Origin of the sequence: Gillisia mitskevichiae, from assembly GCF_003634585.1 — a bacterium.
Taxonomy (GTDB): domain Bacteria; phylum Bacteroidota; class Bacteroidia; order Flavobacteriales; family Flavobacteriaceae; genus Gillisia; species Gillisia mitskevichiae.
Map to the genome: position 1 here is coordinate 852,516 of NZ_RBLG01000001.1, position 13,475 is coordinate 865,990.

The following is a 13,475-nucleotide window of genomic DNA, read 5'->3' on the forward strand; positions in this document are numbered from 1 at the left end:
CTTCAGAATATTTGACTTAAAAAAAATCGGCTTTAAAATATTTATTATACTTAGATTGAACCAAATATAATATTCTAAAGCCGATTTGAATATATTTTATGACGATCTTAAGTTTAGATGGTCATGATCTCTTTTTCCTTATTATCGAAAATGGAATCTACTTTCTTAATATGAGCATCTGTTAAAGTCTGAATATTTTCTTCAGCGATCTTAGATTCATCTTCAGAAATATCTAATTTCTTAATATCGTTATTAGCAACTTTTCTGTCGTTTCTAATCCCGATCTTAGCTTCTTCAGCTTCAGCTTTTGCTTGTTTTGCCAGTTCTTTACGTCGCTCTTCGGTTAATGGTGGAACGCTAATAATAACGCTTTCCCCATTATTCATTGGGTTAAAACCAAGATTTGCGAACATAATACCTTTTTCAATAGCAGTGATTGAACTTTTCTCGTAAGGCTGTATTGTAAGTGTTCTAGCATCTGGGGTGTTGATGTTTGCAACTTGTGCTAATGGAGTCATACTACCATAATAATCTACCATTACACTTCCAAGCATAGCTGGAGTTGCTTTCCCTGCACGAATATTAAGCAATTGTTTTTCCAAATGCTTAAGAGCATTATGCATATTCTCTTCTGTGCTTTCTAGAATAAATTTTAAATCTTCGTTCATATTATTAAAAATTTAATACTTCAATAAGTGTTTAATTTCCCGTCCCAAAAGTGATCGGGATGATTCCATTTTTATAAAATATTTTCAAATTATATGCCTTAAACTCTTGGCACAATACATCGCTTATAAAACGAGTATTATTATTTGCTTATAAATTCACTTTGGTTCCAATATTCTCTCCCGTAACCACTTTTAACAAATTCCCTTTCGTATTCATATCGAATACAATAATTGGTAATTCATTCTCTTGGCTAAGTGTGAATGCCGTCGTATCCATTACTTTTAATCCTTTGCTAATAACATCATCAAAAGTAATAAAATCGAATTTTGTTGCCTCTTTATCTTTTTCAGGATCTGCAGTATAAATACCATCTACTCTGGTGCCTTTCAAGATAACATCTGCATGGATCTCTATCGCTCTAAGAACCGCAGCAGAATCTGTAGTGAAATATGGATTTCCTGTACCTCCTCCAAAAATTACAACTCGTCCTTTTTCTAAATGACGAATTGCTCTTCTTCTAATAAAAGGTTCTGCAACCTCATTTATCTGGATGGCAGATTGCAATCTGGTTTGAATTCCTGCATCTTCCAAAGACCCCTGCAAAGCGAGCCCGTTTATAACAGTTGCAAGCATCCCCATATGGTCTCCTTGCACTCTATCCATTCCCTTACTTGCACCAGCAACACCTCTAAAAATATTTCCGCCGCCTATAACAATTGCGATCTCTATACCTTTATCTATTACAGACTTTATTTCCTCTGCATATTCGGCTAAACGGTCAGGATCTATCCCATACTGTCTGTCGCCCATTAATGCTTCGCCTGATAATTTAAGAAGAATTCTTTTGTATTGCATATCCTATTTATAGATGAATGGTGCAAATATAGACAATATCTTAAATTGAGAAGAATCTCTTGGGCCCGATTGTAAGTAGGAATTAAATTTTAGGGTATTTTTAAGTTTATGTTGCATTTGGGGCTGAATTTAAAGGTTTAGATGCTATACTTAAGGTGAAACTGACACATGAGAAAATGGCTGGGTTTTTGTTATATTTGAATTGTTAGAAATTCAAATAATAAACAAATGATAGGATATTATATAATTGCGGGACTCATATTTGCCGTGAGTTGGTATGTGAGTAATAAATTGAAAAGCAAATTTAAAAAGTACTCGAAAGTTCATCTTCAAAATGGAATGAGCGGTAAAGAGATCGCTGAAAAAATGCTTTATGATAATGGGATAACGGATGTGAAAGTAATTTCAACTCCTGGAATGTTATCAGACCATTATAATCCGCAGAAGAAAACAGTAAATTTAAGTGAAGGCGTTTATTCGCAAAGAAATGCGGCTTCTGCTGCAGTTGCGGCACACGAATGTGGGCATGCGGTGCAACATGCGCAGGCTTATAGTTGGTTGGGTATGCGTAGCCAGCTGGTTCCTATAGTGAGTGTGGCTTCCAAGCTATCTACATGGGTGATCATGGGAGGGCTTTTATTAATGGCAACTACTGCATTAGGAAGTACTGTATTGTTAATTGGGATCGTTCTATTTGGAATGGGAACATTGTTTAGTTTTGTTACCTTACCTGTAGAATATGATGCTAGTAAACGAGCATTAGTATGGTTGGAAAATGAAAATATGCTAACAGCTGCAGAACATGATGCGGCGGAAGATTCTTTAAAATGGGCGGCAAGAACGTATGTGGTAGCTGCAATAGGTTCTTTGGCGACCTTGCTTTATTTTGTAAGTATTTATTTAGGAAGAGATTAAATTAAGATAGTCATCCTGTCCCGAAAGCTTTTGGGATTATTTCAGGAACAAATTTTATTAAAAAAGAGGTGTTGTAATCTACAAAACCTCTTTTTTTTTAGTATTTCTGCTTTCTTCTTAGATTGGATCAAAGATCTGATCGAGCATTCAGATAAATATCACGATCGTGATCTTTTAAAACCCTTCAACTCCGCACAGGGCGATAATATCCTTTAATTATAGCTTATTGCTAAATAGTGTAATTACACTTTAATCTGCCTTTTTATTTGCTGGTCCAAAGAAATAAAAGTCTCTGTTCTAGAAACTCCATCTATAGCTTGAATGTTCTTATTAAGAACGTTCATTAAATGCTCGTTATCTCTACAAAGTATTTTTAAAAATATAGACCAGTTCCCGGTTGTATAGTGGCATTCTAATACTTCTGGAATTTCACTTAGTCTTTTTACGGCTTGAGGGTTACTCACCGCCTTATCCAAATATACACCTACAAAAGCCAATGTTTTATAACCTAAAACTCTTGGATTAATCATGAGCTTCGAGCCTTCAATTAGTCCGGCTTTTTCTAATTTTCTTAATCTTTGATGGATAGCTGCGCCACTTATTCCAATACTTCTAGCGATCTCTAGAATAGGCTTACGTGCATCTTCCATGAGATAATTAAGGATGGTTTTGTCTATACCATCAATGGTAACTTGATCATCTACATATTTCATTTGGATAGGTTGTTAAGTTTGGGGCTTAAAAATTACTCTTATTTTAATCAATTCCCAACTCCTCCAAACGGATTATAACCTAAATATTCTATTTCCTTCTCTTTAAATACAATTCCATGAGATTCTAATTCATCTAAAATTGGAGTATAAACTTCTTTGGTAATTGGAATTTGTACTCCCGGAGTACTTATCTTTTTATTTAAAATAGCCAAAGTAGCAATGGCAACTGGTAATCCTACCGTTTTAGCCATAGCTGTAGTGGTTTGATCTTCTCCAATTAAAACCATGGTAGAATCTATTTGTTTTTTCTCGCCATTCAGTTCATATCCAAATTTATGATACATCACGATCATATCTTTGTCATCTTCTGCAAGTGTCCATTTATCTGATAATATTTTTTGAAGTGCTTCTGCAGGAGTGGCATTCTCTAAACCTATTTTCTTGTCTTTATTAAAAAGATCTAACTCCACCAGTTTATCCCACATAATGTCATCTTGATCTATTTTTAGATTATGTCTCAATTTAAGCTCTACAGTATCTGTTGGGGAATATGGTAGAAATGAATTTATAAAATCCCTATAGCTCATATTCATACTGTCTTGCATAGTATAAGTATCATCTGTCAATCCTAATTGTACAAACATATTCCAAGCCCTGCTAAATCCAACACGTCTAATGGTTCCTCTATATAGAGTTAAAATGTCTTCTAAGCCATAAACGCTTCTGTAGTCTAAAGAGTTTCTATTAGCATATCCTTCAAACTTACCATAGCCTTCAACCTCTAAAAATTCTGTTCTTCGGAATAAACGATGGTATGGAATGTATTTATATTTTCCTTCTTGGATAAATTCAGCTACCCCACCTTGACCTGCTACAACAACATTTCTAGGATTCCATGTAAATTTATAATTCCAAAGGTTGGTATCGCTTTCGGGAGCAACCAGTCCGCCGGTAAAAGATTCAAAAAGTATCATTTTCCCGCCTTTATCCCGAATGCTATCTATTACTTTCATGGCACTCATGTGATCTATTCCTGGATCTACACCAATCTCATTCATAAAGACCAAGCCATTTTCTTTAACTTCTTGATCTAATGCTTTCATTTCCTTGCTTACATAAGAAGCAGTGACTAGTGATTTTTTAAACTTTATACAATCTTTAGCTGCTTCTATATGAAATCTTGCAGGCAGCATAGAAATAACGATATCTGCATTTTTAATGGCAGATTCCCGGCTTTCTTTATTAAAAACATCTAAGACTATAGCTTTACATCTTTCATGATCCTGACTAAGTTTTTTTGCGTGTTCTATATCTAGATCCCCAATGGTGAGGAATAAATTTTCAGTTTCAGATTTATTAAGTAAGTAGGAAATTAATACCGAAGTAGATTTGCCGGCACCAATTATTAATATTTGTCGCATATTAAATTTTCTTAATTAGTTTTGTGAAGTTAAAGAACGAATGTACTTAAATGTTTAGACTAATAAAATTATAGCATGGAGAGAAAATATTATATCGCTGGGTTTGTTTTTGGGCTGCTAGGAATAGTGATTGGAGCTTTTGGAACTCATGGATTAAAACCTTTATTATCTCCAGACTCCTATATTTCTTTAGAAACGGGAATAAAATATCAAATCTATCATTCTTTATTGTTATTAATATTAGGAATAATTATAACATCGGGATATCAACTCTCTAAAGCTGTATTTTATTTAATTGTTATTGGCATAATTTTATTTAGTGGATCCATCTATTTATTAGCAACGAATGATCTAACTATTATAGACTTTAAAGGAATAGCCTTCGCTACACCTTTGGGCGGCAGTTTGTTAATTATAGCTTGGGGATGGCTGTTGGTGCAATTTATAAAGTTAAAAAAGAAATAAATTAGCACGTTTTTCCTAGCTATCAATTTAAGTTTCTTTACTTTTGTATGCCTAAACAAACACACAACTTAAACTTTTATGTTGGCAAATAAGCAAACTACGAAATCGTTATCGTTAGACAAATACGGAATTAACAACGCTACTGCTCACTATCAACTATCCCCAGAAGAATTACACCAGATAACTTTGGATAATAACCAAGGGGTGGAGTCAGCTACCGGTGCTTTAGCCGTTAACACAGGTGAATTTACTGGAAGATCTCCAAAAGATCGTTTTTTGGTAAAAGATGAAGAGACCAAAGATAAAGTTTGGTGGGGAGATATCAATATTCCATTTGATACAGATAAATTTGATAAATTATATGATAAGGTAGTAGATTACCTTTCAGAAAAAGAAATTTACGTTCGAGATTCTTATGCGTGTTCAGATGAGAATTATCGTTTAAACATTCGAGTGATCAACGAATATCCATGGTCTAATTTATTTGCATATAATATGTTTTTAAGGCCAGAAGAATCTGAACTTGAAAATTTTAAGGAAGACTGGATCGTAGTTAATGCACCTGGTTTTAAAGCAGATCCTTTAGTAGATGGAACTCGCCAAGCAAATTTTTCTATATTAAATTTCACAAAGAAGATAGCCTTAATAGGTGGTAGTGGATATACAGGAGAGATTAAGAAAGGGATCTTTTCAGCATTAAATTTTATACTTCCTGTGCATAAAAACACACTTCCTATGCATTGTTCAGCAAACATTGGGGAAGATGGAGATACAGCTGTATTCTTTGGACTTTCAGGAACTGGAAAAACAACTTTATCTGCAGATCCAAAACGTAAGCTTATTGGAGATGACGAGCATGGATGGACTAAAGAGAACACCATTTTTAATTTTGAAGGAGGATGTTACGCGAAAGTGATCAATCTTTCTGAAGAAAATGAACCTGATATTTTTAATGCCATTAAGCCTGGAGCTATCTTGGAAAATGTTATTTTAAATGAAGATGGTAGTGTGAATTTTGAAGACACCTCTATAACTCCTAATACCCGGGTTAGTTATCCTTTAGATCACATTAAAAATATTGCAGAACCTTCTATTGGTAAAAACCCTAAAAATATATTTTTTTTAACTGCAGATGCTTTTGGAGTATTGCCTCCAATAAGTAAACTTACTCCTGCTCAAGCCGCATATCATTTTATGAGTGGATACACTGCAAAAGTGGCTGGAACAGAAGCTGGAGTAGATGAGCCACAGCCAAACTTTTCTGCATGTTTTGGAGCGCCTTTCATGCCATTACACCCTGCAGAATATGCAGAGATGTTGAGCAAGAAGATGAAGGACGCTAATGTGAATGTATGGTTGGTAAACACTGGTTGGACTGGTGGAGCATATGGTACAGGTAGCAGAATGAAGTTGAAATATACTAGATCGATGATCGAATCTGCATTAGATGGAAAATTGGAAGACGTAGAATTTACTCAACATCCAATATTTGGTCTTAATATGCCATTAGAATGTGAGAATGTTCCGAGTGAGATCTTGAATCCTAGACAAACTTGGAGCGATAAGGGTTCTTATGATGCGAAAGCAATGGAGCTTGCAAACTCATTTAAAAATAACTTTAAAAAGTACGAAGACAATTCGAACAACGAGATCCTTTCAGGTGGTCCTATTGTGTAATTGACAAAATTATATTTGTAAAACCCGATAATCTCCTAGAGTTTATCGGGTTTTTTATTATATACAAACCAGAGGATAGAATAATAAATAATTGTAAGTCTCGTATGTTTGAAAAGTAAAAGCCCGATAAATTTTAATTTATCGGGCTTTATAATTCTAAAAAGAAAGTAAGATTATTTCTTATTAACTTCTTTAATATATTTCTGAAGCGCCATCGTCATAGATGGAGTTTCTGGGGTTGGTGCTTTTATATTACAAACCAAACCATGTTCTTTTGCTGCCTTAATGGTTGTGTTTCCAAAAACCGCGATCCTAGTATCTTTTTGCTCAAAATCTGGGAAATTCTCGAAGAGAGATTTTATTCCGCTTGGACTAAAGAATACAAGTATATCGTAAGTAACATTTCTTAAGTGAGAAAGGTCACTTACCACAGTTTTATAAAAAACTGCTTCTTTCCAATCAACACCTAATTTGTTAAGTGTTTTAGGTACGTCTGGCTTTAGCATATCTGAAGCCGGTAAAAGAAATTTTTCGTTCTTATACTTTTTAATATATGGAGACAACTCAGAAAATGTGCGTTTACCAACATATATTTTTCGCTTTCTATAAACAACATACTTCTGTAAATAATAAGCAACAGCTTCACTTAAGCAAAAATATTTAAGTGTATCTGGCACTTTATATCTCATTTCTTCGGCTATTCTAAAATAGTGATCTACAGCATTTCTACTGGTTAAAATAATCGCAGTATAATTGGTGAGATCTATTTTTTGTTGCCTAATGTCCTTGGAGTTAACCCCTTCAACATGAATAAATGGTATGAAATCAATTTTTACTCGTTGTTTTTCTTCCAACTCAAAATAGGGTGAATTTTCTATTTTAGGCTCTGGTTGAGATATTAAAATTGTTTTCACTTTCATATTAGTTATATATTTTGAATTTTTAGTACTTAGAAATTAACTTATACAAAACAACATAGGGGGCGATTTCGAGAGCGCAAATGTACAAAATAAAATAGAACCAAAAACGTGAGATTAATCGGAGATTTTTTTTGATAATCTCGTACAACGTGTAGGACAGAGAGATAATTATAATAGCTATAATTAGATAAAAAAGAGGTAAACTAGGTATATCGCTATATACAAGAAACAATGATAATCCAAAGATAATCAGAGATATAAAATTAAGATAAGTTTGCTTTTGAAAAATATAAGTGTCTATGATTTCATCTATATCAAAAACGTTAGCAATAATTTTTTCTACGGTAATTTTTAATAAAACTATAAAGCTGTAGGCTGTTATTATTCTCAATAATAAATTTCCAGAATTCTCTAAAGTTTGCGTCGTAAATAATCTAAATGTTAAAAAAACGAATAGGGAAACACTTAAAATATGTACTGTGAGCATTAAAATATTAAATCCGAATAAGAGTTTATGCTCTTTAGATTTTATTATTAAATATTTGCCAGAAGCGCCTAAAGATGTAAAATCTTCGAACCTAGTTTGAAATAATGTCCGAGCTAGGCTTAATAATAATAGTACCAATAGAATAATAATGGTAAGTAGGTCGTTTGAGGTTATATATCGTTCTATTGCTTCCAATTATAAATTTTTACAAATGTATAATTAATAGCGGGAAAGTTGAAAGTAAAATTAAACCTGAAAAGGACAAAAATGGTTACATTTGCCCAAAATTTCTGGCATGTCTAATGGGATAATTATTATACCCACTTTTAATGAAATAGAAAATATAGAGCGCTTGATTAGGAACATATTTTCCTTGCAGCGTAAATTTCATGTATTGGTGGTAGATGATAACTCTCCAGATCACACAGCTGCTAAAGTAAAGGAGCTTCAGGCCGAGTATTTTGGTTCGTTATTTATAGAGGAAAGAGAAGGCAAGCTTGGACTAGGGACAGCATATATTCACGGTTTTAAGTGGGCATTAGCACATAAATATGAATATATTTTTGAGATGGATGCCGATTTTTCACATAATCCAAACGATCTCATTCGGTTATACAATACTTGTGAGAAAAATGGTGCCGATCTAGCAATTGGTTCCAGATACGTAACAGGAGTGAATGTGATTAACTGGCCAATGAGTAGAGTGTTGCTTTCATGGTTAGCTTCAAAATATGTTCGGTTTGTTACAGGAATGAATATTCATGATACAACTGCTGGATTTGTTTGTTATAAAAGAAAAGTTTTAGAAAGTATAGATCTGGATAAGATACATTTTGTGGGATATGCGTTTCAAATAGAAATGAAATTTAAAGCATATTTACAAAAATTTGACATTAAAGAAATTCCGGTAATTTTTACCGACAGAACTAAGGGGAGTTCTAAAATGAGTGGAGGGATTATTTCTGAAGCTGTATTTGGAGTTATAAATATGAAATTAAAAAGTCTTTTTAATAGGACATCAAAATAATGAAGAAGGTTTTAATTAAAAACGCACGAATTGTCAATGAAGGGACAATTACTGAAGGTGATGTATTTATTGAAAATGGGATTATCGTAGAGATAGCCGATAGTATTAGCGCTAAATCTCCGGATCTAACAATGATCGATGCAGAAGGGAATTATCTTATTCCTGGCATTATAGACGATCAAGTACATTTTAGAGAGCCGGGCTTAACCCATAAGGAAACTATAGAAACTGGTTCTCGTGCTGCAATTGCAGGTGGGATCACCTCTTTTATAGAGATGCCTAACACCAATCCACAAACAACAACTATAGAAAAGTTAGAGGAGAAATTTGAGCTTGCAAAAAAATCTTCTTATGCTAACTACTCTTTCATGTTTGGTGGTACCAATGATAATTTGGAAGAAATTTTAAAAGTAGATCCTAAAACTACAGCTGCACTTAAATTATTCTTGGGTTCATCTACAGGAAATATGTTGGTAGATGATGCAAAAGTTCTAGAACAGATCTTTTTAAAATCTCCCTTAATGATCGCTGTACATTGCGAGGATGAAGCTACAATTCAGAAGAATTTAGCCGAATGTGTTGAGCGATATGGAGATGATATTCCAATTGAACTGCATTCTAAGATTAGAAGTGAGGAAGCTTGTTATATTTCTTCTTCTAAAGCAGTTGCTTTAGCTAAAAAGACAGGAGCAAGATTGCATGTTTTTCATATCTCCACTGCGAAGGAGCTTAAATTATTCGATAATAAATTGCCTTTAAAAGATAAGAAGATCACTGCCGAGGTTTGTGTACATCACCTGTGGTTCAATGATTCTGATTATGAGAAAAAAGGGACTTTTATAAAGTGGAACCCTTCTATTAAAACAAAGAAAGATCAAGATGCTTTGTTAAAAGGATTGTTAGAGGGGCGTATAGATGTTATCGCTACAGATCATGCTCCTCATACAAAAGAGGAAAAGAAGAATGTGTACACCAAGGCTCCAAGTGGTGGTCCTTTAGTGCAACATGCGCTTCCTGCAATGTTACAAATGCATCATCAGGAAAAGATTAGTCTTGAGCAGATCGTAGAAAAAATGTGTCATAATCCTGCGATTCTGTTTCAAATTGAAAAAAGAGGATTCATTAGAGAAGGCTATAAGGCAGATCTTGTTTTAATAGATCTTAATGCTCCATGGGCTGTTCAACCAAGTAATACAGTCTATAAATGTGGCTGGTCTCCGTTTGATGGGGTTACCTTTAAATCTAGAGTTACCCATACATTTGTGAATGGCCAATTGGTTTATAATAACTTTAAATTTATGCCCTTTACTCCAGTAGCAGAGCAGTTAACATTCGATAGAAAATAACTACTATGAAATTTTTAAAGGTATTTATATTTGCTTGTTTCTTGAGCTCCTGCCAGAATATTGAGGAGGTCAAGAAACCCGATAATTTAATACCTGAGGATAAGATGGTAGATGTGCTTACAGAATTGTCCTTATTAAATTCTGCAAAGAACAAAAACAGGAGAATTCTTGAGGAAACAGGTCTTCAGCCAGACACTTATCTTTATTCTAAATATGAAATAGATAGTTTACAATTAGCAGAAAGCACTACTTATTATGCTAAAAAGTATGATAAATTCGATGGTATCTATCAGAAAGTGAAACAAAATCTGGAAGTTATGAAAGCTAAGATGGAAGTCATTCAGGAGGAAGAACAACGAATTGAAGATTCTATACGAGCATTAGATATAAAGGACACTTTAAGTGTAGATAGTTTGCAACTACCAGCTTCTGTTTTAATAGATAGTCTTGGAACGCCACCAAGTGCTAGTAGTTATAATTAATTTTTTCTTTCTTTTTTAAATAAGGCTCCTGTATCTATAACAACACTTTTTACTGAAGTAAAAGTAAAACCAGTTTTCTCTGTGATTTTACTGTTGCTATAATATGTATGTTTAAAAAGGGATCTATAATCCTGATGTGAAAGTTGTTTTTTTGCGCCCCATAATATATTAGCAATACTTTGATATACCCATCCAATAAAAACCATCCAAGGTTTTAAAGGGGTTTGTGGAGCTTTTTTCTGAAGACTTTCTGCCACCCATTCTAGGACCAGTTTAAAACTTATATTTTCTGATACTAATATGAATTGCTCATTTTCTATGGTGGAATTCATAAGGAGAATAGATGCCTTAGATACATCTTGCACTCCTACAAATCCAGTGGTCTTTGGAAAATGATATTTTAATCCTTCATCTATTTTTTTGAATAACTGGCCACTTCCTGAATTCCAAAATCCAGGCCCAATAATTACTCCAGGATTTACAATAATTGCCGAAAGACCTTCCTGAGTGCCTCTCCAAACCTCAATTTCAGCTCCATACTTTGAAATTGCGTAATCGCTATGCGCCTTTTCGGGATGCCAAGTAAAATTTTCTGAGATCTCTTCGTCTCCCAATGCAATATCCATAGCAGATATAGAACTAACATGACAGAGTTTTTTAACCTTAAATTCTAAACAAGAATTTACAATATTAGCCGTTCCTTCAATGTTCGTAGTTCTAAGTTTTTTATTATTCTTGGAGTCAAAAGAGACAATTGCAGCACAGTGATAGACGTGATCTACATTTGTGAATGCTTCATTAAGACTGGGAATATCTAAGATATCTGCTTGCACCCATTCTATAGAATTAAATAGGAAAGTGGCTTCTTTAGATGGGACATAATAGGAAAACACCTTTTTTACATCAGAAAGTTTGCTTTCTGTTCTATAGATCGCTTTAACCTTTTTACCGGTTCTTGCTAAATCTAAAAGTAAATGTGAGCCCACTAGTCCTGTGCCTCCTGTAACTAATATCATAAGGTAAATATAGCTATTTCAACTTAGGAAAAATGACAGTTATTGGTATCTTTACCGCTGTTTTCTATTAGATAATGCAATTCATTATTAAACTTAAGAATTTCAATAAGAATAGAGAATTAGAATTGAGAAGAATTAATATTGAAAATAATATACTTATGAATTTTGTTGAGGAAATTACCTGGAGAGGCATGATGCACGATGTGATGCCTGGAACCGAAGAGCATTTATTAGAAGAGATGCGTGCGGCGTATATTGGTTTCGATCCAACTGCAGATTCTTTACATATTGGGAACTTGGTGCCTATTATGTTGTTGGCTCATTTTCAGCGCTGTGGTCATAAGCCAGTGGCGTTAGTAGGAGGGGCGACAGGAATGATTGGTGATCCTTCAGGAAAATCTAGCGAAAGAAACCTATTAGATGAGCCTACTCTTAGGCATAATCAGGAATGTGTGCGAAAACAACTTTCCCAATTTCTGGATTTTTCTTCAGGAGAAAAAAATCAGGCAGTTTTAGTGAATAACTACGATTGGATGAAAGAATTTTCCTTTCTAGACTTCATAAGAGATGTAGGGAAACACATCACAGTGAATTATATGATGTCTAAAGATTCTGTAAAAAACAGAATTTCTGGAGAAGATACCGAAGGAATGTCATTTACAGAATTCACTTATCAATTAGTACAAGGTTATGATTTTGTTCATTTATACAAAAATCAAGCTTGTACTTTACAAATGGGAGGAAGTGACCAATGGGGAAATATCACTACGGGAACAGAACTTATTAGAAGAATAGGAAACGGGAAAGGCTATGCGCTTACCTGTCCTTTAATCACCAAAAGTGATGGAAGTAAGTTTGGAAAAAGTGAAGGTGGGAATGTATGGTTGGATGCTAATAGAACATCTCCCTACAAATTCTACCAATATTGGTTGAATACTAGTGATGAAGATGCAGAGAAATATATTAAGATCTTTACATTTCTAGATAGAAAAACTATAGAAGATCTAATTGCAGAACATTCGAAAGAGCCTCATTTAAGATTGCTACAAAAGAGATTGGCAGAAGAAGTGTCGATAACTGTTCATGGGAAAGAAGATTTTGACAATGCTGTAAAAGCATCCAATGTGCTCTTCGGAAAAAGTACAGCAAGCGATTTTAGAAGTTTAAACGAAGCTACTTTTTTAGATATTTTCGAAGGAGTACCACAAGCAGAAATAGAACGCGCAGATGTGGATGCTGGATTAGACATGATCGCTGCTTTGGCTGCTAAAACAGGATTTTTGAATTCTAATGGAGAGGCAAGAAGAGCTTTAAAAGAAAACTCTATTTCTGTAAATAAAGAAAAAGTGGGGGAGGATTATCTTATATCTGAAGCCGATCTTATAAATAACAAATACGTTATTATAAATAAAGGAAAGAGAAATACCTATATTTTAAGAGTGGTATAATTGCAAAAGCCCTTAAACAGTATATTGTTTAAGG

14 protein-coding genes are annotated in these 13,475 nt (G+C 33.9%); 7 read left to right on the top strand and 7 right to left on the bottom strand.

The window, feature by feature from the left end; translation table 11 throughout:
• Nucleotides 1-113: 113 nt before the first annotated feature.
• Both frr and pyrH read right to left on the bottom strand, forming a co-directional pair.
• The gene (gene frr / locus BC962_RS03910; protein ID WP_121344578.1) at nt 114-668 is read right to left on the bottom strand and encodes a ribosome recycling factor; all 555 of its coding nucleotides are present in this window, start codon (nt 666-668) and stop codon (nt 114-116) included.
• Between the two features lie 148 nt (nt 669-816).
• Nucleotides 817-1,524 (bottom strand): UMP kinase, encoded by a 708-nt coding sequence (gene pyrH, locus BC962_RS03915; RefSeq protein ID WP_121344579.1) that lies wholly within the window; start codon nt 1,522-1,524, stop codon nt 817-819.
• A gap of 228 nt (nt 1,525-1,752) precedes the next feature.
• Between pyrH and BC962_RS03920 the strand changes: the two genes are divergently transcribed.
• Entirely contained in the window at nt 1,753-2,439 is a 687-nt protein-coding gene (locus BC962_RS03920; RefSeq protein ID WP_121344580.1) for a zinc metallopeptidase, read from the top strand.
• A 242-nt stretch (nt 2,440-2,681) separates the two neighbouring features.
• On the opposite strand, the gene BC962_RS03925 is transcribed toward BC962_RS03920, so the two are convergent.
• Together BC962_RS03925 and BC962_RS03930 are read right to left on the bottom strand one after the other, a co-directional pair.
• On the bottom strand, nt 2,682-3,152 hold the full coding sequence (locus tag BC962_RS03925) for an Lrp/AsnC ligand binding domain-containing protein (protein ID WP_121344581.1): 471 nt from the start codon (nt 3,150-3,152) through the stop codon (nt 2,682-2,684).
• Nucleotides 3,153-3,199: 47 nt separating this feature from the next.
• On the bottom strand, nt 3,200-4,573 hold the full coding sequence (locus BC962_RS03930) for a saccharopine dehydrogenase family protein (RefSeq protein ID WP_121344582.1): 1,374 nt from the start codon (nt 4,571-4,573) through the stop codon (nt 3,200-3,202).
• Nucleotides 4,574-4,648: 75 nt separating this feature from the next.
• Between BC962_RS03930 and BC962_RS03935 the strand changes: the two genes are divergently transcribed.
• Complete coding sequence (locus BC962_RS03935; RefSeq protein ID WP_121344583.1) at nt 4,649-5,038, top strand: DUF423 domain-containing protein; 390 nt, start codon at nt 4,649-4,651, stop codon at nt 5,036-5,038.
• A 78-nt stretch (nt 5,039-5,116) separates the two neighbouring features.
• On the top strand, nt 5,117-6,715 hold the full coding sequence (pckA, locus tag BC962_RS03940) for a phosphoenolpyruvate carboxykinase (ATP) (RefSeq protein WP_121344584.1): 1,599 nt from the start codon (nt 5,117-5,119) through the stop codon (nt 6,713-6,715).
• Nucleotides 6,716-6,888: 173 nt separating this feature from the next.
• Here the strand turns inward: pckA and BC962_RS03945 are convergent, their stop codons facing one another.
• Nucleotides 6,889-7,635, bottom strand: a complete 747-nt coding sequence (locus BC962_RS03945; RefSeq protein WP_121344585.1) for a uroporphyrinogen-III synthase — start codon at nt 7,633-7,635, stop codon at nt 6,889-6,891.
• A gap of 22 nt (nt 7,636-7,657) precedes the next feature.
• Entirely contained in the window at nt 7,658-8,317 is a 660-nt protein-coding gene (locus BC962_RS03950) for a DUF4271 domain-containing protein (RefSeq protein WP_121344586.1), read from the bottom strand.
• 100 nt (nt 8,318-8,417) lie between these two features.
• On the opposite strand from BC962_RS03950, the gene BC962_RS03955 reads away from it, so the two are divergent.
• From BC962_RS03955 to BC962_RS03965, 3 genes are read left to right on the top strand one after another with little or no spacing between them, the layout of a single operon-like run.
• Nucleotides 8,418-9,149 (top strand): polyprenol monophosphomannose synthase, encoded by a 732-nt coding sequence (locus BC962_RS03955; protein WP_121344587.1) that lies wholly within the window; start codon nt 8,418-8,420, stop codon nt 9,147-9,149.
• The gene (locus BC962_RS03960; protein ID WP_121344588.1) at nt 9,149-10,495 is read left to right on the top strand and encodes a dihydroorotase; all 1,347 of its coding nucleotides are present in this window, start codon (nt 9,149-9,151) and stop codon (nt 10,493-10,495) included. The genes BC962_RS03955 and BC962_RS03960 overlap by 1 nt, the downstream gene beginning before the upstream one ends.
• A gap of 5 nt (nt 10,496-10,500) precedes the next feature.
• The gene (locus tag BC962_RS03965; RefSeq protein WP_121344589.1) at nt 10,501-10,977 is read left to right on the top strand and encodes a DUF4296 domain-containing protein; all 477 of its coding nucleotides are present in this window, start codon (nt 10,501-10,503) and stop codon (nt 10,975-10,977) included.
• Here BC962_RS03965 and BC962_RS03970 read toward each other — a convergent pair.
• Nucleotides 10,974-11,993 carry an NAD-dependent epimerase/dehydratase family protein gene (locus BC962_RS03970; RefSeq protein WP_121344590.1) on the bottom strand — a complete coding sequence of 340 codons (1,020 nt, stop codon included), beginning with the start codon at nt 11,991-11,993 and terminating at the stop codon, nt 10,974-10,976. The two genes, BC962_RS03965 and BC962_RS03970, sit on opposite strands and share 4 nt — an antisense overlap.
• 158 nt (nt 11,994-12,151) lie before the next feature.
• Here BC962_RS03970 and tyrS point away from each other — a divergent pair, with 158 nt between their 5' ends.
• A complete protein-coding gene (tyrS, locus tag BC962_RS03975; RefSeq protein ID WP_121344941.1) occupies nt 12,152-13,441 on the top strand; it encodes a tyrosine--tRNA ligase in 1,290 nt (429 codons plus the stop codon).
• Nucleotides 13,442-13,475 lie beyond the last annotated feature (34 nt).

Coding starts and splice junctions, on each gene's coding strand:
- tyrS (WP_121344941.1), top strand. CDS start 12,152: ATGAATTTTGTTGAGGAAATTACCTGGAGAGGCATGATGCACGATGTG.
- BC962_RS03955 (WP_121344587.1), top strand. CDS start 8,418: ATGTCTAATGGGATAATTATTATACCCACTTTTAATGAAATAGAAAAT.
- BC962_RS03960 (WP_121344588.1), top strand. CDS start 9,149: ATGAAGAAGGTTTTAATTAAAAACGCACGAATTGTCAATGAAGGGACA.
- pckA (WP_121344584.1), top strand. CDS start 5,117: ATGTTGGCAAATAAGCAAACTACGAAATCGTTATCGTTAGACAAATAC.
- BC962_RS03925 (WP_121344581.1), bottom strand. CDS start 3,152: ATGAAATATGTAGATGATCAAGTTACCATTGATGGTATAGACAAAACC.
- frr (WP_121344578.1), bottom strand. CDS start 668: ATGAACGAAGATTTAAAATTTATTCTAGAAAGCACAGAAGAGAATATG.
- BC962_RS03935 (WP_121344583.1), top strand. CDS start 4,649: ATGGAGAGAAAATATTATATCGCTGGGTTTGTTTTTGGGCTGCTAGGA.
- BC962_RS03965 (WP_121344589.1), top strand. CDS start 10,501: ATGAAATTTTTAAAGGTATTTATATTTGCTTGTTTCTTGAGCTCCTGC.
- BC962_RS03920 (WP_121344580.1), top strand. CDS start 1,753: ATGATAGGATATTATATAATTGCGGGACTCATATTTGCCGTGAGTTGG.
- BC962_RS03970 (WP_121344590.1), bottom strand. CDS start 11,993: ATGATATTAGTTACAGGAGGCACAGGACTAGTGGGCTCACATTTACTT.
- pyrH (WP_121344579.1), bottom strand. CDS start 1,524: ATGCAATACAAAAGAATTCTTCTTAAATTATCAGGCGAAGCATTAATG.
- BC962_RS03930 (WP_121344582.1), bottom strand. CDS start 4,573: ATGCGACAAATATTAATAATTGGTGCCGGCAAATCTACTTCGGTATTA.
- BC962_RS03945 (WP_121344585.1), bottom strand. CDS start 7,635: ATGAAAGTGAAAACAATTTTAATATCTCAACCAGAGCCTAAAATAGAA.